The organism is Shewanella oncorhynchi, from assembly GCF_030848765.1.
GTDB classification, from domain to species: domain Bacteria; phylum Pseudomonadota; class Gammaproteobacteria; order Enterobacterales; family Shewanellaceae; genus Shewanella; species Shewanella oncorhynchi.
In genome coordinates this window covers 1648701-1666961 of sequence record NZ_CP132914.1, presented here as the reverse complement: position 1 = coordinate 1666961, position 18261 = coordinate 1648701, and the positions used below count along the sequence as shown (strand labels likewise).

At 39.2% G+C, this 18261-nt stretch carries 18 protein-coding genes and 1 pseudogene; 2 read left to right on the top strand and 17 right to left on the bottom strand.

The features are described 5' to 3' along the window. Positions 1 to 56: 56 nt before the first annotated feature. Both RA178_RS07595 and RA178_RS07590 read left to right on the top strand, forming a co-directional pair. Complete coding sequence (locus RA178_RS07595; RefSeq protein WP_306685059.1) at positions 57 to 509, top strand: copper resistance protein NlpE; 453 nt, start codon at positions 57 to 59, stop codon at positions 507 to 509. Positions 510 to 707: 198 nt separating this feature from the next. After that, positions 708 to 1415 carry a HutD/Ves family protein gene (locus tag RA178_RS07590; protein WP_306685058.1) on the top strand — a complete coding sequence of 236 codons (708 nt, stop codon included), beginning with the start codon at positions 708 to 710 and terminating at the stop codon, positions 1413 to 1415. Between the two features lie 26 nt (positions 1416 to 1441). Here the strand turns inward: RA178_RS07590 and RA178_RS07585 are convergent. The 17 genes and pseudogenes from RA178_RS07585 to RA178_RS07505 form a co-directional block, all read right to left on the bottom strand. Beyond that, a pseudogene (locus RA178_RS07585) lies at positions 1442 to 1597 on the bottom strand (GDP-mannose 4,6-dehydratase); the annotation flags it as partial. 175 nt (positions 1598 to 1772) lie between these two features. Further along, complete coding sequence (locus RA178_RS07580; protein WP_306685057.1) at positions 1773 to 2726, bottom strand: NAD-dependent epimerase/dehydratase family protein; 954 nt, start codon at positions 2724 to 2726, stop codon at positions 1773 to 1775. 91 nt (positions 2727 to 2817) lie between these two features. Then, positions 2818 to 3984, bottom strand: coding sequence for a nucleotide sugar dehydrogenase (locus tag RA178_RS07575; RefSeq protein ID WP_306685056.1), 1167 nt, complete (start codon positions 3982 to 3984; stop codon positions 2818 to 2820). Positions 3985 to 4245: 261 nt separating this feature from the next. Then, positions 4246 to 5253, bottom strand: a complete 1008-nt coding sequence (locus RA178_RS07570; protein ID WP_306685055.1) for an NAD-dependent epimerase — start codon at positions 5251 to 5253, stop codon at positions 4246 to 4248. A 1-nt stretch (position 5254) separates the two neighbouring features. Next, the gene (locus RA178_RS07565) at positions 5255 to 6376 is read right to left on the bottom strand and encodes a glycosyltransferase family 4 protein (RefSeq protein ID WP_306685054.1); all 1122 of its coding nucleotides are present in this window, start codon (positions 6374 to 6376) and stop codon (positions 5255 to 5257) included. A 40-nt stretch (positions 6377 to 6416) separates the two neighbouring features. Beyond that, positions 6417 to 7505, bottom strand: coding sequence for a glycosyltransferase (locus RA178_RS07560; RefSeq protein WP_306685053.1), 1089 nt, complete (start codon positions 7503 to 7505; stop codon positions 6417 to 6419). Then, a complete protein-coding gene (locus RA178_RS07555; protein WP_306685052.1) occupies positions 7502 to 8275 on the bottom strand; it encodes a glycosyltransferase family 25 protein in 774 nt (257 codons plus the stop codon). The genes RA178_RS07560 and RA178_RS07555 overlap by 4 nt, the downstream gene beginning before the upstream one ends. Beyond that, positions 8275 to 9234, bottom strand: a complete 960-nt coding sequence (locus RA178_RS07550) for an EpsG family protein (protein ID WP_306685051.1) — start codon at positions 9232 to 9234, stop codon at positions 8275 to 8277. The genes RA178_RS07555 and RA178_RS07550 overlap by 1 nt, the downstream gene beginning before the upstream one ends. Positions 9235 to 9305: 71 nt before the next feature. Further along, on the bottom strand, positions 9306 to 10352 hold the full coding sequence (locus tag RA178_RS07545; protein ID WP_306685050.1) for a hypothetical protein: 1047 nt from the start codon (positions 10350 to 10352) through the stop codon (positions 9306 to 9308). A 553-nt stretch (positions 10353 to 10905) separates the two neighbouring features. Further along, positions 10906 to 12156, bottom strand: coding sequence for an O-antigen translocase (locus RA178_RS07540; protein WP_306685049.1), 1251 nt, complete (start codon positions 12154 to 12156; stop codon positions 10906 to 10908). Next, positions 12153 to 13256, bottom strand: coding sequence for a DegT/DnrJ/EryC1/StrS family aminotransferase (locus tag RA178_RS07535; protein ID WP_306685048.1), 1104 nt, complete (start codon positions 13254 to 13256; stop codon positions 12153 to 12155). Before RA178_RS07535 ends, RA178_RS07540 begins: the two co-directional genes overlap by 4 nt. Before the next feature lies 1 nt (position 13257). Next, positions 13258 to 13719, bottom strand: coding sequence for an acyltransferase (locus RA178_RS07530; RefSeq protein WP_306685047.1), 462 nt, complete (start codon positions 13717 to 13719; stop codon positions 13258 to 13260). After that, the gene (locus RA178_RS07525; protein WP_306685046.1) at positions 13697 to 14119 is read right to left on the bottom strand and encodes a sugar 3,4-ketoisomerase; all 423 of its coding nucleotides are present in this window, start codon (positions 14117 to 14119) and stop codon (positions 13697 to 13699) included. Before RA178_RS07525 ends, RA178_RS07530 begins: the two co-directional genes overlap by 23 nt. A gap of 1 nt (position 14120) precedes the next feature. Further along, the gene (gene rfbA, locus RA178_RS07520) at positions 14121 to 14996 is read right to left on the bottom strand and encodes a glucose-1-phosphate thymidylyltransferase RfbA (RefSeq protein WP_306685045.1); all 876 of its coding nucleotides are present in this window, start codon (positions 14994 to 14996) and stop codon (positions 14121 to 14123) included. A 76-nt stretch (positions 14997 to 15072) separates the two neighbouring features. Continuing rightward, entirely contained in the window at positions 15073 to 16152 is a 1080-nt protein-coding gene (gene rfbB, locus RA178_RS07515) for a dTDP-glucose 4,6-dehydratase (RefSeq protein WP_306685044.1), read from the bottom strand. 27 nt (positions 16153 to 16179) lie between these two features. Then, entirely contained in the window at positions 16180 to 17169 is a 990-nt protein-coding gene (locus RA178_RS07510) for an exopolysaccharide biosynthesis polyprenyl glycosylphosphotransferase (RefSeq protein WP_263184953.1), read from the bottom strand. 97 nt (positions 17170 to 17266) lie between these two features. After that, on the bottom strand, positions 17267 to 18241 hold the full coding sequence (locus RA178_RS07505; RefSeq protein WP_306685043.1) for a Wzz/FepE/Etk N-terminal domain-containing protein: 975 nt from the start codon (positions 18239 to 18241) through the stop codon (positions 17267 to 17269). Positions 18242 to 18261 lie beyond the last annotated feature (20 nt).

Here is an 18261-nt window from a genome sequence, read left to right as displayed (position 1 = left end):
CGGGTATGATGAGTGCACTTAATGCATAATTCCCAAAATTTCTTATTGGAGCTACTATGAAAAAATCACTATGTTACATCGCACTACTGGCTTTATTCACCACGGCTTGCTCAGAAGCCCCAAAAGAAGAAACGGCAGTCAATACAGCCCAAGCTCAAACAGAAGCGGCAAAATCCGTCCCAGTAGGTGATACCAGCCAGAACTCGCTCGATTGGGCAGGTAGTTATGAAGGCGTATTGCCTTGCGCCAGTTGTGAAGGAATGCAAACCCTAATCACTTTGCAAGCTGATAATAGCTTTGTTCAAGAAACGATTTATTTAGGTAAAGATGAAAAGATTTTAAAACTGATGGGTAAAGTGACATGGGACGAACTGGGCCAGAAAATCACTCTAGAAGATGGTACACAATATTTGGTCGGTGAAAATCAGTTGATCATGTTAGACACTGAAGGCAAACGGATCACCGGCGAACTTGCTGCAAATTATGTGTTGAAAAAGAAAGGTCTATAAAAGCAGAGCTGGCAGCTAGCACTCAGCTGCGGTATTAGATTATGAATAACGGCGGCTTTGTACTTAACGTAAGAGCAAAGCCTCCGTACCGTTATCCATAAGTCACACAGAAATGTTCTGCAATCGCAAAGCCATGCTTTAGAAGTTGTGAAGCTAAGAAAGGCGAATCAAACCTTCTTAACCAATAAAGAGGTGATTTTGAATAACAGCATACAACTGATCCGCTATCAAGATTGCCCATCAACGCCATGGAAAAATGGTGGTGGAAGCACAAAACAGCTACTCATTTCCCCCATCAATGCCGAACTTACTGAATTTGATTATCGGATCAGCATTGCAAGTATTAGCAGCAACGGACCTTTTTCATCATTTATTGGCATAGACAGGCAACTGGTCATTCTGGAAGGTGATGGTGTTGAACTCAGCATCAATAGTCATGAAGGGACAAAACAGATAAATGGCCTTGGAGCAGAAGAAAAGATATCAGGAAATACAGATACAACTGAATATAAGCGACTCACACCCACAGATAGCCCATTCTGCTTTGCTGGTGAAACCTCAATAACAAGCCAATTATTAGGCAGTGATGTTATTGATTTCAATGTCATGACCAAACGCGGCGCATTTAAAGCGCATACGCAAATGCTTAGCTTTGATGACACATTTATCGAAGAACAGATTGCAAACTCAAACAACTATCCAAATGAACTGCAAAAAACTGAAGCTTACGTCCCTATCATCCAAATACTTTGCTGCTTAGATACCATGACATGGGAGCACAATGGAAAGCTTATCAAGATCATGCCCTATGATATTCTCGTTTTCCAACATGGCGATGGTATAAGGTTAAAAACAACAAAACCAAGTCGACTACTTAAAGTATCTATTACTGCCAGTCCCCTATAACAGTATTTACAGGTTAATCTCCAATATTACTCAATTGGCGCGTTAGAATACCTAGCCACTATCCACTCGACAGTTTTTCTGAGCCCAGAATCGAAGGACTCTAATGGTTGCCAACCAAGTTCTCGCTGGATTTTACTCGCATCAATAGCATAACGCACATCATGCCCAGGTCTGTCTGTAACGTCGTTTGCCCAATCAGCATAAGGACCAAGGCAGAACCAATAAAGCTGGCTCCACCGATAATGAGTATTAGCTTATCGCTAACCCAAAAAAGTAAAAGGTTAGCAAAACAAAAAGCCGAATCTAAAAAATTCGGCTATCATAAAAACGTGTACATCTATATTAGCTCTAACAAAGTTAACTCACTTTGTAGTAAGTACGATACCAATCAACGACACTCTGAACGCCTTCTCGAACGCTAACTTTAGCTTTATAGCCAGTTGCAATGAACAGGTCCGCCGTATCAGCATAGGTTTTATAAACATCACCGGCCTGCATTTCCCTAAAATTTTTAATAGCTTCCCTACCTAATGCCCTTTCAATCTCTTGGATAAAATCTATCAAATTAATCGGGCTTCCATGGCCGATATTATACACTTTATAAGGGGCAGAGCTGCCAGCGGGCGTGCAAGTTTCAACCTTCCAATGTTCATTACGCCTAGGTATCACATCCGCGATACGCATAACCCCTTCAACAATATCATCAACATGGCTAAAATCACGCCACATATCACCGTTATTATTCATATCAATTGGTTGACCTTCTAGTATTTTCTTAGTGAAAATAAAGGGTGCCATATCAGGTCGCCCCCAAGGACCATACACAGTAAAAAATCGCAAGCCAGTGGTAGGCATATTGTATAAGTGCGAATAACTATGTGCCATCAACTCATTAGACTTTTTAGTCGCCGCATATAAGGATACAGGATGATCAACAGAATCAGAGGTTGAAAATGGCGTTTTTTCATTTAGGCCGTAAACAGAGCTGGATGAAGCATAAATCAAATGCTGTACTTTTGTATGTCGGCACCCTTCTAAAATATTAAGATGGCCCACTAAGTTACTATCAGCATAGGCCATTGGATTTTCAATTGAATAACGAACACCAGCCTGCGCCGCTAAATGTATAACCCGATCAAAACGCTCATTAATAAATAAACGCGAAACAAGGTCACGGTCCGCTATATCCAACTTAATAAATGTAAATGAAGTATCACTCACGATAAGTGCTAACCGAGCTAATTTCAAAGACACATCATAATAGTCATTTAAATTATCAACACCAGTAACAGTATGACCACAAGCCAACAACCTTTAACAAACCTTCGCTCCAATAAAGCCTGCCGCACCTGTTACTAAATATTTCATTTTGCATCCTAAATTCAGCACTTACCCAATAAAATCAATCGCTACCGAATAGATCCCGGGTATAAACCTTGTCAATAACATCGGAGAGCTCTGCTGCCATGCGATTCGACACAATCACATCAGCCTTGACTTTAAATTCAGCGAGATCTGTCACCACACGGGAGTGGTAAAATTCAGCCTCTTTTAATACAGGTTCATAAACAATAACCTCAATGCCCTTAGCCTTTAAGCGCTTCATAATCCCTTGAATACTCGAAGCACGGAAATTATCAGAACCCGACTTCATGATAAGACGGTAAATACCCACTACTTTAGGATCGCGACTTAAAATGGAGTCAGCGATAAAGTCTTTACGTGTCGTATTAGAATCAACAATCGCCCCGATAATACTATTAGGTACATCCGCATAATTAGCACGTAATTGTTTTGTATCTTTAGGTAGACAATAGCCACCATAACCAAAAGAAGGATTATTGTAATGGTCGCCGATACGCGGATCCAAACACACTCCCTCAATAATTTGCTTCGAATTTAAGCCATGAGTCTCTGAATAAGTATCAAGTTCATTAAAATAGGCAACTCGCATAGCAAGGTAGGTATTTGAGAATAATTTTACCGCTTCAGCTTCAGTCGAATATGTAAATAATACCTGAATATCTTTTTTTATCGCTCCTTGCACTAATAAATTAGCAAAGACTTCTGCACGTTCGCTACGCTCCCCCACAATAATCCGTGATGGATGCAAGTTGTCATAGAGTGCCTTGCCTTCGCGCAAAAATTCTGGTGAGAATAAAATATTATCACAATTATATTTTTCTTTAACCTTGGCAGTAAAACCCACCGGTACAGTTGATTTAATCACCATTACCGCACTAGGATTAATAGCCAATACATCTTGAATAACGGCTTCAACAGAAGATGTATTAAAATAATTGGTTTTAGGATCGTAATCGGTTGGCGTAGCAATAATGACAAATTCAGCGTTTTGATAAGCTAAGGTTTTATCTAAGGTAGCGATTAAATCGAGTTTATGATGAGCTAAAAAATATTCAATTTCAGTATCCAGAATTGGCGACTGTTTACTATTAATCAATTCAACTTTTTCAGGAATCACATCAACAGCAACAACTTGGTGGTTCTGGGCTAATAAAATGGCATTAGAAAGACCAACATAGCCAGTACCAGCAATAGCGATTTTCATTACTTATGTCCTAATATGTGTAAGCAATATCTAATCTGCTCACGAAAAATATCACTCAATATGTCGTCATTCCTGCGCAGGCTGAAATCTATGACAAATAGCTAAGAGTTATAATCATGCAGAGAAAATACAAACCATCTGGCGAATTACTACCATCACGAATGGAGGCAAAACAAGACATTCTACATACGCAAAGCGCGTTATAAGTTTCGTCTTGCAATTTAAATGGTTTAAATAATTAAAATGACATTTTTAACAAACTTAAATCCGGTGATAATTGCGATACCATGCAACAAACTCAGCCACGCCTTCTTTTACGCCAACTTTAGGTTGATATCCTGTAACAGCAAATAAGTCTTGGGTATCCGCATAAGTTTGATAAACATCACCAGGCTGCATCTCGCGAAAGTTCTTTTTCGCTACAATACCTAATTCATCTTCAATAGCTTTAACAAAGTCCATTAAATTAATTGGCGAACCATGGCCGATGTTATAAACCGCATAAGGTGCGGAGCTACTTGCTGGTGTTCCCGTTTCTACAGTCCAGACATCATTTCGTGTGGGAATAACATCAGCAATACGAATCACCCCTTCAACAATATCGTCTACATGGGTAAAATCGCGCCACATATCACCATTGTTATTAATATCAATGGTTTCACCCTCTAAAATCTTTTTAGTAAAGATAAATGGCGCCATATCGGGGCGGCCCCAACTACCATATACAGTAAAAAAACGCAGGCCGGTGGTTGGCATATCGTAAAGGTGCGAATAGCTATGTGCCATCAACTCATTGGCTTTTTTGGTCGCAGCGTAAAGTGATACAGGATGGTCAACTGTGTCACTGGTAGCAAATGGCGTTTTACTATTCAAACCATAGACAGAACTAGAAGATGCGTAGATTAAATGTTTGACTTTGGTCTGACGACATCCCTCAAGAATATTGAGATGTCCTACTAAATTAGAATCTGCATATGCGTGAGGGTTTTCAATTGAATAACGTACGCCAGCTTGGGCGGCTAAGTGAATCACCCGATCGAACTGCTCCGCTTTAAATAATTCAGTAATGGCATCGCGGTCGGACAAATCGAGTTGTTTAAAGCTAAATAGCTTTTGAGCGGCCAATTGGGCGAGACGCGCGTGTTTAAGGCTTACATCATAATAGTCATTAAGGTTATCAAGGCCGACTACTTGGTGGCCTTGGTTACATAAACGTTTAGCAACGGCGCTGCCAATAAAACCGGCGGCGCCGGTGACCAAATATTTCATATTACTGCTCCGATAAGACTTGCTGATATTGTTGTAACACCAAACTTTCGCTGAAGTTGTTGACCATATAATCGCGGCTGGCCAATCCCATGGAATTACGTTGTTCAATGCTTAACTCAACCATACTCTTCATTGCGATAAAGAGTGCATGGCTGTCGCGCGGTGCAATTAAATAGCCGTTTTGACCATGAATCACAGTTTCGCGGCAACCCACCGAATCAGTGGTGATCAAAGGCAAACCGCAGCTACCTGCCTCTAATAATGAGCGCGGCACGCCTTCGCGATAATAGCTTGGCAAAACAAAAAAATCGGCGTTATGCAGTACTGCTACCACGTTATCAGTGGTACCTAAATACTTGATAGTGCCATTTTGGTAAGCTTCGTCAAGTTCGGCTTTAGGCAATTCGGCCGCAGAGCCACTATGTTTGCCAAGCACTTGAAAGGTACAGTGTGGATAAATAGTTTTTAATTGACTAGCTGCGCTAATGTATTCACGAATGCCCTTTTCGAGCAGCAAGCGAGCGGAGAATAAAAACACAAATTGGGTTGAGTCCGCGCTACTGTGATCCACTAACTTGTCAACTTTGCAAGTGAAGCGCTTGGTGTTAACTCCAGAGCCCGGTAAAACACTGTGAGTTGCTTTTTTAAGCAAACCATTTTCCACAAATAATATTTGATCATCTCTGTTTTGAAAAAACACATGTTTACTATGGCGTAAACCGACACGATACAGCAGTTGCATTAAGCTTTGCAGTAAACCTGAACTGGAAAAGGTGCGACCAAGACCAGCAATATTGTTAATGACTTTACAACCAAGTAGACCTGCAATAAAACCACCATAGATATTCGGTTTGGCAGTAAAACCTAAATAGTAATCGGGTTTGATTTTTTTCAGCAGTTTACAATACGCCAACAGAGTAGCGATATCTTGCAATGGCGCAATGGAGCTAGGAGCCATATTGATATCGTGCACAACAAAACCTAACTCTCGCAGCTTATCACTGTATTGGTCTTTGGGCGCAATGATTTCCACCTGATAGCTTTTAGCTAAGAAACGAACTAACTCAAGACGGAAATTAAATATACTCCAACTAGTGTTAGAGGAAATAACAATTTTTTTCAAAGTAAACTCTTAAAATCTGACGTTATAAATATTATACATGTTACGCATTATATAATTGCAGCCATTTGTCCGTGGCCACCTCTAATGAATACTTCTGTACAACCCGTTCTCGTGCTAATTGACCTTGTATTTTTGCAGCCTCAGGGGTTACCGTAAGACCTTGTACCAAACCTCTCGACAGAGCGGTACTATCTTTAGTCGGTACCAAGATACCGCAATCACCCAGTACCTCCTTTACACCACCACAATCAGTAGCCACCACAAGCCGCTCGCAGGCCATGGCCTCAGCAACCACTAAACCGAAACCTTCCCAAGCAGATGACAACACAAACAGGTCCGCGGCGCTCATCCACTCATTGACATTGCGTTGCAGCCCTAAAAAATGTACCCGTTCAGTTAAGCCTAATTGCGCGACTAGTTCTAAAATGCTGGTTTGCGCCTCACCGGTGCCAATGATCGCCAATTTCGTGTGGCTTAACTCACTGGGCAGTTGGCTAAAAGCAGTTAATAAGTTGGGATAGTCCTTGGCCTCTGTAAAGCGCCCTACTGCCAAGATGAGAGGGGTGTTATCAGCCAGTTGTAATTGCGCCCGCAAGAAAGTACGGCTGGCTGAATTAAAGGTAAAGCGCACGATATCAATGCCGTTGTGCATTGCAATAATACGACTCGCAGGCGCGGCGCCACGCTTTACCGAAATATCCACAGCCTCGTGGCTGACGTTAGTGCTGAGATCACACAATGCATCAGTTATGCGGTACGCCAGCATACGGCCACCACTACCCTCGTTAGAACTGTGAGCAGTACAAATTAGTTTTGGTATATTGGTGCTTAAACGCAGCAAGCGGGCAAAAAGGTTAGCATGCACCATATGGCTGTGCACCACTTCGGGTTTAAATTGGTTAATTAACCGCCGAGCCTGCCAATAGGCTTTAATAAATCCCATGGGAGTTTTGGCCATATAGAGTTCGGCAATCTCAATATTGGCTGATTGCGGGCTATTAACCGCCTCGCCAGTCATGGACATTAATAATACCTGATGGCCTTTATCGGCAAATTGATCGGCCAAGTCACACACTTGCCGCTCCGCCCCACCCATGCCAAGGCCGGTGATGATTAAGGTTATGTTCATGGCATAAGTCTCATCAATAACATGCGAAGATAACCTCTTAATACTCTTACGGGATCTAAAAAATCAATTCTTCTTTTTGAAACCTGCGCTCGATCTGATTCTAAAGCACTTTGAAAGTTCAAAAAATCTTCAAACACAAGTAATGGCCGATAATGTGCGATATTAAGTCCAACTTTTTCTTCGAAAAAACGCCAATCATCTGCTACAGTAACGACTTTTCTATCCGCAAAGAAATCGAGCATTTTTTTTGCACCAGCTTGACTAATCAAATAAGAAACTGTCCCACAAGTCCAATTTTTCCATGGTTTACCTAAAGCAAAATTACTTCCATTAGCTATGTTCTTCAATGGCTCAAAAAGATAGAACAATGATTCGTCATCTTTTGCAAGTTTTGAATGCCCTAATATAATCACATCGACATTTATCTCCTCAACCAAAGATATTATATTTTCTATGCTATCAGGTTTTAATCTTCCTAGGTCAGCATCATCTTCAATGATCCAAGCCCAGTTAGCATCATCAGCTAATAATTTTTGATAGCATTTAAAATGACTTAAGGCGCAACCAACCTCACCCTTGGTGAGAACCCTTTTAATTGTTCCTTGTTGTGTTGATGACGTGAAATTTACCAAATCATCGGTATCAATATACCTAAAATCAACTGCATCTATATATTCAAACTCAAAACCACTGCTTTTCGCCTGATTATTAAAATTAGCCCTTCTTGCAATTTCATCAGCAAGAGATACTACATAGATAGTATTTTTCATTAAAATTTGACTCTATTTTTTTTAAAACAAAAAGAAAAAAGGATTAAAACTAATGGTATACAAAAATAAAATGCGAAAAATCCAAATCTATTTGCAGCGACGACATTATGACTTAGAGTAAGCAGCAATAGCGATTGAATTAAAGCAAGAAGAAACAATGAATTATCAGTCTTACTTTTAACCAGTAAAAAAATACTTAAAAAGGCAACGATAAATGACAACACTATAAATGGATATCTAACAGAGGCAGCGTCCATACTTTCATTGGATATATAAAATAATAACTTTCTTTCTACCTCTGTAACACCTAGCACATTAGAGAGTTCAACAAAGCTATTTACTAGCATTGATAAAACATCGACTTGCATTGCAAAAATAAGGAAAGAAATAAATGTAATTGAAAAAATAACTATTGGCTTAGTACAATACAACTTTACTTTTTTATTAAAGAAAATAAACCACATAACAGCTGAAATATGAGACCCAATTGAAAGAATAATAAATAAAAGTGAAATTAATTTAGAATTTTTTTTATTATAGTAATAGACAAAAATCAAAAAAAACAAAGCTGCATTGAATTGCCTGATAAGAAAAAGAACATTACCCATAAAAAGTGGCAAAAGAAAAAAAAGACAAGCAAAAAATAAAAAAACATTTTTTTTTGCAGAGAACGCTAAGTAAAAAACTACTGGACTCCACATTAATAGACAAATAAACAAAAAAAATCTGAAATCGCCTCCAATTGAATGAATTAACCACATAATGCAAGATGTGACAAACTCCCTCCCCCATGGGAAGGGATTTGATATTATTTTATTAAAAGCATAAAAATACTCTTGAGTATCACCTTTAAATTCAAAGTTGAGAGCATAATAATAACTAACAAGAATAAATAAAGAACAAAACATATATGCTAAAAGTATAAAAAACAAATCATTTTCGAAATTGTTTTTGCACACAAGACATGACCTATATTTTAAAAAAGCCTAAGAGCTAAACAATGCTTAATATTGTATAAATATTTAGCAGCTTATGGATTAATTTTTTTTATCAAATTTTTACAAACAATTTCAGGCTTATGATATCTAACAGCATAATCTACCGTTTCTTTTTTGAGTTTATCCAAATACTCAGCAGATAAAATTAATTTTTTCAATTTTTGATAAATATCTTCTTCATCATTACTGATAGAAACAACAGGCAATGTGGTAATGTTAATAGATGCACAATGCTTTTCATCCGCTGGAGCTAATACAACATGCCCGTGCAACATAGCATAAATTGCATTCATGCCATAGCTGTGACATTTGCACTGATCAATTGAAATATCAACCTCGGCAAATAATTTAAGGTATTCTGGTTGGCTTAATTTTTCTGGAGTAAAAATCTCCACGTTAGAAAATTCATTCTCAATACGTTTTAATGCAGCTAGGATAACATCGGTGCCTTTAACATCACGACGGTTAATACCGTGCATGATTTTAATTGCTGTTATATTTGTATGTTTAATTTTTGGTGTATTTTGCACATAACAAGCTAATGGGACTACTTCCGTTAGTTTATGATTAAAACGACTGGCACGCCAAGGTGCTTGATAATCATACATAGTCGGGATTATTTTATCTGCGGTCTTAGCACATAAATAATTTATAATTTTTTCTGGTATTGTTTTAAAATACTTAATTGTAGGATAATCAACCCCAGCAAAAACAAATTTACTGATAATACCAGACTCCCCCGCCTTAATGTACTCGACATCATCGCCACAACATAATAAGAATAACTTAATACCTTTAACTTTAAACAGCAGTAACATCAAAGGCCCTAATAGTTTGAAGCTTAAGAAACTAGGGTTCATGATATAAGCAGCGTCAAACTTTAAAAATACAGGGATAAGTTTAAAAAGCTCTCTTAATTTTCCTAACTTGGTTTTGGCTGAAAAACTATAATCTGAGCTAAGTTTTTTCCAACCATCACCATCCGGAGAGAATACCGCAGCCTCATGGCCTAGTTCGCGAAACCCCATCGCTAAGGATTTACCATAACCACTAAATTCGCCATAGATTAATATTTTCATATCGTTAACTTTAAATCTCATTTAAAATGAAAAATGCCAACACGTGCACTAATATCAAAATCACAGAAATATCATGACTAGTCACTGCGCCTGAGTCTATATCGCTACCCCCCCCTAATAGTACACCCTTGTAACATTATAAAATGCAATATTTATGCTAGTATATACATTGCTGCCAAATTTAACGAATTTGCAATAGTGCCCACTAGTTAATCGCCTTTAAAATTCAAGCAAGTGAGGGGGGTATCAAAGTAAATAGAATTAAACCAATCAAGGTATCATTCTCAATATAAATAGAGGTTTCGTCAGCGATTGTGATTGCATTTTTAATCAAGAATCGCTTGAAAAAATTATCTGTACACTACATTTTTAGCTTCTAGATATAACTCACCTAAATAAAATTGAAAAAAACTTACAACACTACTACCATTTAATACAAAATTTCCTTGCAGCAGATATTGAATGGATATAGATTCTGCATTTATTCATAGAAAAATACGTTTAGGAACATCGGAATTTTATATTAACTTAAAAAATCGATATTCTTCAGCAATTAACTGGTAAATCTTTTTACATTTGATGAGATAATTAAAAAATATACTGAATAATTGACCAAATAAGCAACAGTCGCACCTTGCAATCCCATATTTAATATAAATAGATAACTCAAGACTACAAATGAAAGCGAGAATAATATTTCAGTAACCATAAACCATTTAGTAGCACCACGAGATAACATAGGATAAGCGTACAACCAGCTAGCGATTTTAATCACATCTCCGGTTAATTGAACCGCAAATAATTCACGAGCACTACGAAATTCTTCAGTGAATAGCAGTGATATAGCAACATCACGCAGCAAATAAACACCCAAAGCCATAGTAGCTACAATAGGGATAATCACCCGTGCGGTTTTATGAATTTCACTAATGATGGCATCAACACAGGTTAATGATGCCAAGCGCGGCAGATAATAGGTGCCCAGTGCCATGGTAATCACCCCTAAATAGACTTCAGAGATTTTATATACCGCTTGCCATTGGCCGGTTGCATCCCAGCCAACTTGGTCAATTAAAATATTGCGCACCAGGATTAACGATATAGGCAAAGTTAACGCAGTGGTGATCGCCATCAACATATAACCACCAATTTGTTTGCGCACCTTAGGCTCCACCGCGCCCCACCAATAGCGCAGCTTAAACCAAGGCTGACGCAGGTTGGCAATTAACATCACCAGACCGATCAAGGCCGCTTGTACCGCAGCCGCTAATAGTGCGCCCTCAATATTGTACAGAACAATCATCGCCAGCATTACGCCACCAGAAATTAGCGCTGAGACCATGCCAAGGCCAACATAACGGCGATATAGCTGTTGACCGTTGATCACCGAATTACACAAGGTGCCTATCGCAGCAAAGGGCAGCACGCACACGGTAGCCGCCACCACCCAAGCTAAGCTCACATCTTTAAATAAGCTACTGGCAATCGGCTTGGCTAATAATACCCCAACAGGAATAGCAATAGCCGAGATTATCAGCACCCATTGCGTTGCTGCGCGCCACCAAGGTGCGCAAGCGTCAAACCCTTGTTCTCTATTTTCTGCTGTATAACGCACCACACCGCTTCCTGCTGGCGCATTAATAATACCGTTTAAACTGCCCACCAAGCTTTGCACTTGTCCAAGCATCGCCAAACCAGTTGGACCAGTATAAATAGCCACCACTTTTGCAATCACAAACCCCATCGCCATTTTTAACAAGGTTAGTAGCCCTGTCATGGCGGTGACTTTAAGTAAACGCTTCATCCAGCAAACTCATTCATCGCTTCAATAACTTTAGCAATGGCTTCATCGCTCATGGTTGGATCTAGCGGAATAGAAAGCACCTGCTGATGGATTAACTCAGTCAGCGGCAACTGTATATCAGCATAATGACTATAAGCCTGCTGCTTATGAGGGGGAATAGGATAATGAATTAAGGTTTGAATACCTTTGGCAACTAAATGCTGTTGCAAGGCTTCACGTAATTCACAGCGAACAACAAATAAGTGCCAAACATGTGTGAGCTCTTCATCCACTTGCGGCAGCGTAATTAGTGGGTTACTGATGTGAGCGCGATAAGTTTGGGCAATATCCTGACGACGAGCGGTTTCAGCCTCTAAATGGCGCAACTTCACCCGCAACATTGCTGCTTGAATTTCATCAAGGCGGCTATTTACGCCCTGATAGAGGTTCTCATACTTTTTATGTGAACCATAATTACGAATTGCCTTAAGAGTTTGTGCTAGATCATCGTCATTGGTAGTAATAGCACCGGCATCCCCCAGTGCCCCCAAATTTTTACCGGGGTAAAAGCTAAATCCTGCCGCATTCCCCCAGTTTCCGGCGCGTTTACCGTTAACTTCAGCACCGTGTGATTGGGCGCAATCTTCCAGTACTAATAGGTCATACTCTTCTGCAAGTGTCATAATTTCAGGCATAGGTGAAATTTGACCATATAAATGCACAGGTAAAATGGCTTTTGTTTTAGATGTAATCGCTGCTCGTACAGTAGAAAAGTCTAAATTAAACGTGGCTGAATTAGGTTCAACCAATACAGGAACCAAATCATTCTCAGTAATAGCAAGTACAGATGCGATATAAGTATTGGCTTGAACTATGACTTCATCACCAGCTTTGAGTTTGCCTAATTCTTTCCAAGCACGTAAAGTGATAATTAATGCATCTAAACCATTGGCAACACCTATTGCATGTTTAGTTCCGCAATACGCCGCAAATTCGGCTTCAAATTGGGTGAGCTCGTTGCCCATAATATACCAGCCAGAATCGATAACCCGAGCACAAGCTTCTTTCAGTTCTTGCTGGTATTGGTTGTTGATAGCTTTTAAATCAAGAAAGTTAATCATATTACTGCTCTATATATTTAATAATTTTGGCTGGATTACCAACTACCACAGCATAAGCAGGCACATCTTTAGTTACCACAGAACCCGCACCAACCATTGCATGTTTGCCAATCGTTATGCCGGGTAATAAGGTGGCATTTGCACCAATAGAGGCATGGTCTTCTATAGTTATTCTAGAAAATGTATCAGGGTAAACTTTAGAACGGGGCATTTTATCATTGGTAAAGGTCGCACAAGGGCCTATAAAGACATTATTTCCAATGTTCGTACCATCCCAAATATAGACGCCAGATTTGACTGTTACGTTATCCCCTAGCACGACATCGTTTTCAATCATTGTATGGGCACAAATATTACAATCTCGTCCAATTGTGGCCTCTTTTAGCACAACGGCAAACTGCCACACGCGAGTACCTTCGCCTATTTTGCTGCTCTGTACATCACTTAGCGGATGAATAAACATGAGTATTTACCGCCTCAATAAATATTGAATATTCGCGAATATAATCCGACTCATCATAAACCTGGTCTGCAAGCACCATCAACAGGCAATCTTCTGAAAAATCGTGCATTTCATGCCATTGCATCGCATCGATTAACAAGCCTTTATCTGGAGTTGCCAAGATCACGTCTTGCTTATTTTTCCCGTCATCCATTACAAAACGGCAGGACCCTTTCAAACATATAGCGACTTGCTTAAGCGCTTTATGAGCATGAAATCCACGGGCTACACCTTGTGCAGTACCATAAATGTAATAAACCCGCTTAATATCAAATGGAATGTGGCGATTTGCTTCTAGCGCGACTAAAGCGCCACGATCATCCCCTAGCACTGGAAAATCAAATAGATTAATCAAACTCATGCTATTCCTTTTTTTTATCTAATAAATCAAACAAGTATTGTCCATAGCTATTCTTGGCCATCTGATTTGCTGCTGCGATTATCTGTTCATTAGTCAGCCATTTATTACGCCATGCTATTTCTTCTAGACAGGCTATTTTATAACCTTGACGTTTTTCAATTGTTTCAACAAATGAAGCTGCTTCTAATAAACTTTCATACGTCCCCGTATCTAACCAAGCAAAACCACGACCGAGTAGTTCTACATTTAATTCACCCATTTCAAGATAGGCTTGATTAATACTGGTGATTTCTAACTCACCACGTTCTGAAGGTTTGACATTTTTGGCGATATTAACAACTCGGTTATCGTAAAAATAAAGGCCTGTAACAGCAAAATTAGATTTAGGTTCTAGGGGTTTTTCTTCGATTGAAATAGCTTTTTGATCTTGATCGAATTCAACCACACCAAAACGCTCGGGATCTTTAACTTGATAACCAAATACTGTTGCACCAGTTGGTCTTGCGGCGGCTTTTTTTAGTATTGGTGAAAAACCTTGGCCCCAAAAGATATTATCTCCAAGTGCTAAACACACATTATCAATGCCGATAAACTCTTCGCCAACTATAAATGCTTGTGCTAGCCCATCAGGTGTTGCTTGAACTGCATACTGCAAACTGATACCAAATTCGCTGCCGTCACCAAGAAGGCGTTGAAAAGAAGATTGATCCTCTGGCGTAGTAATAATTAAAATATCACGAATACCTGCCAGCATAAGCACTGAAATAGGATAGTAAATCATTGGCTTATCATAGACAGGCAATAATTGTTTTGATACGCCTTTAGTAATAGGATAAAGGCGCGTGCCAGAACCTCCAGCGAGAATAATTCCTTTCATAGTAAAATCAGTTCCTAGATAAAGAGATCCTAGGTTTAAAGAAAAACTAGGACATAAAACAAAATAATAAAAGAGATTAAATGCCTAAACGCTCTCGTTGATAAGTGCCATCTTGAACATGTTGACACCACTCTTGATTCGCTAAATACCACTTAACCGTTTTATGTAGGCCTGTTTCAAAAGTTTCTTGTGGTTTCCAATTTAGCTCACGGCTCATTTTAGAAGAATCAATAGCATAGCGGCGGTCATGACCTAGCCTGTCGGTCACATAGATGATTTGATCGGCGTAAGGAGTTTCTTTTGGAACCAGAGTATCTAAAATATTACAAATAGCTTGTACCACTTCAAGATTTTGTTTTTCGTTATGACCACCGATATTATAGGTTTCGCCAATCTTCCCCTCTGTGACTACTTTATATAGCGCACGGGCATGATCTTCTACGAAAAGCCAATCGCGGATCTGATCACCTTTACCGTAAATAGGCAATGGCTTGCCTTCGAGTGCATTAAGGATCACTAGCGGGATCAGCTTTTCAGGGAAGTGATAAGGACCATAATTGTTGGAGCAATTAGTCACTATGGTAGGTAAGCCATAGGTACGTAACCATGCACGCACTAGATGGTCACTAGAAGCTTTAGATGCAGAATAGGGGCTACTTGGCGCATAGGAAGTCGATTCAGTAAATAAAGGTAGCTCTTGATTTACTGCTTGTCCTTCTTGCTCATCGGGATGAGGTAAATCGCCATACACTTCATCAGTTGAAATATGGTGAAAGCGAAATGCTGATTTACGCTCAGCATCGAGTTGCATCCAATAATGGCGTGCAGCTTCTAATAAAGTGTAAGTTCCAAAAATATTGGTCTGAATAAAATCTGAAGGACCAGTAATTGAGCGGTCAACATGAGACTCTGCAGCTAGATGCATAACAGCATCTGGCTGATACAGTACAAAAGTCCTATCGAGTTCAGCTCTGTCACAAATATCGACTTTTTCAAATGTGTAGCGAGCATTGTCAGCAACGCTGGTCAGTGACTCTAAATTGCCTGCATAGGTCAGTTTGTCTACGTTAATAACACTATCATTGGTATTTTCGATGATGTTTCTTACCACTGCAGAACCAATAAAACCTGCACCACCAGTAACTAAAATCTTCATTTAATAAAACCTAAAATATAAAGAGGGTTACCTACCCATACCAAACAAAACGACTTTAACAGTCTTTAGCAGAATTTTAATATCTAACAAGGTACTGTGATGTTTAATATAGTAAATATCATATTTATGTTTCCAAATCGCATCCTCAACTGAGGCGCCATAGGGATAACTGACTTGTGCTAATCCTGTAACTCCCGGTTTAACCGCATGGCGAAAGCGATAATAAGGAATTTCTTTTTCTAACTCGGCGATAAAGACTTCACGCTCGGGTCTAGGGCCGACTATTGACATTTCGCCTTTTAGAATATTAATAATTTGCGGTAACTCATCGATTCGAGTCTTGCGGATAAAATTACCCACTTTAGTTACTCGAACATCATTTTGTGCTGCCCATTGTGCTCCGGCTTTTTCAGCATCACTGCGCATAGAACGGAATTTTATAACTTCAAATTCATCATTATATTGTCCAGTACGTCGTTGCTTATAAAACACGGGCCCTGGACTTTCTAATTTGATTGCTAAGGCAGTTATCAAGCCAATAGGTATAGCAATAGAGCAAAGCAAAAAGGCTGCAAATAAGTCTATAACACGTTTAGCTAATTGAGTACGTTTGGTTGATAAAATAGAGAATGCTTTTTGGTGTAAAAAGTAACCGCTATGAAGCAAACGAACCTCAGTATAACCTAGCCGTTCATCAAGATAACTCACTAACGGCTCAACCCAAGCGCCCAACTCAGTAGCTTTAACCAAAAATTGCCGTTGTTCTTTAGTTAAACGCGCACTTTCAAAGTGGCAAATTACTTTGCAACTTAGGTCTGTAATGCTGTAGTCATTAACGACCATATCGAATGAGTAATCATCGACAATCTCACCTATCTCTAACTCCCTATCTTTAGGGCAATAGACATAAATAACCTCCTGAGTTAGCACCTGTCGTTTTGACTTAAAACGTTTAATTACTGTTTTAATTGGTTGAAACTCTTCGGTATCTACTATTTCATTGACTCGTAAATTCATACAAAGACCTAATTTGTTAACCATTAGGATGGACTATGGTATGCAGAGCACAGCTATATGACTTTAAAATCAAATGCGGAAACCCTACGTTGATATTCTATACACTCTGTTTACGGGCAAAGTGCCTTATTAAAACAAACATCACACCTAACATACCGCCAAGCATAGTGCCTAATACGCAAATTAATGCGCGTTTGGGTTTTGCCTTTTCTTCAGGTACCAATGCTGGATCTATAGTTTTAAATACGTATTCATCTCGTACTTCAGCGAACATAATGGTTTTAGCTTGTTCTTCCACCAACTTATAAAGAATCGTTTTAATATCGGCGACATTAGTTAGGGCAATTTGTCTATTTAAAAACTCACTGCTGCGATTAGCTTCTGCTACATCGCGATCCTTCATCACTTTATTAATATCTTCGATTAACCAAGTAACCCATTGTTTTGCAAAGCTTGGGGATACATGCTCAACAGCTAGAGTAACCATTCCAGTTTCTTTATCCGTATTAATAGCTAATATTTTGCTGAAAACTTTATAGGCTTCCTGCATTGAAGGTTCTGGTTTGAGTGGAGGGTCAACTTCGCGTACCCAATGATTTGATTTATCATCATAAAGATCCGCATCGTATACGATTACATCTAAATCTCGATCCCACTTTTTTGCTGCCATTAAATCAGCAAGAATATTATGCTTTTGAATGAAATCACTGGTAAATTGACGGGATTTTAATACCTCAATGGCAAGCTGGGTTTTATCTGTACCACCCTTAGCACCTAAATTAACACCAGCAAGACTGGCTAAGCCGCCAAATTGAGAGGCTAAGGCACTTAACCCACCACCTTGCTCTTCTGCTGCAGGGGCCAGTAATGCCTCAGACTTATAGATATTGGGTTGCATTATCGCAAACACCACAGAACCAATCGCGAATACAGCCGTAATGGCAATGATTAACCATTTGCCTTGCCATATAACCGAAAAAAGTTCACGAAGATCAATTTCGTCATCTTGCACTTGAGGAAATCTTGCGTCGGATTGGTATGTATTTGGATTTTGAGTAATTTGTGTGTTCATTAGTTCTTCAGATTCTAGAT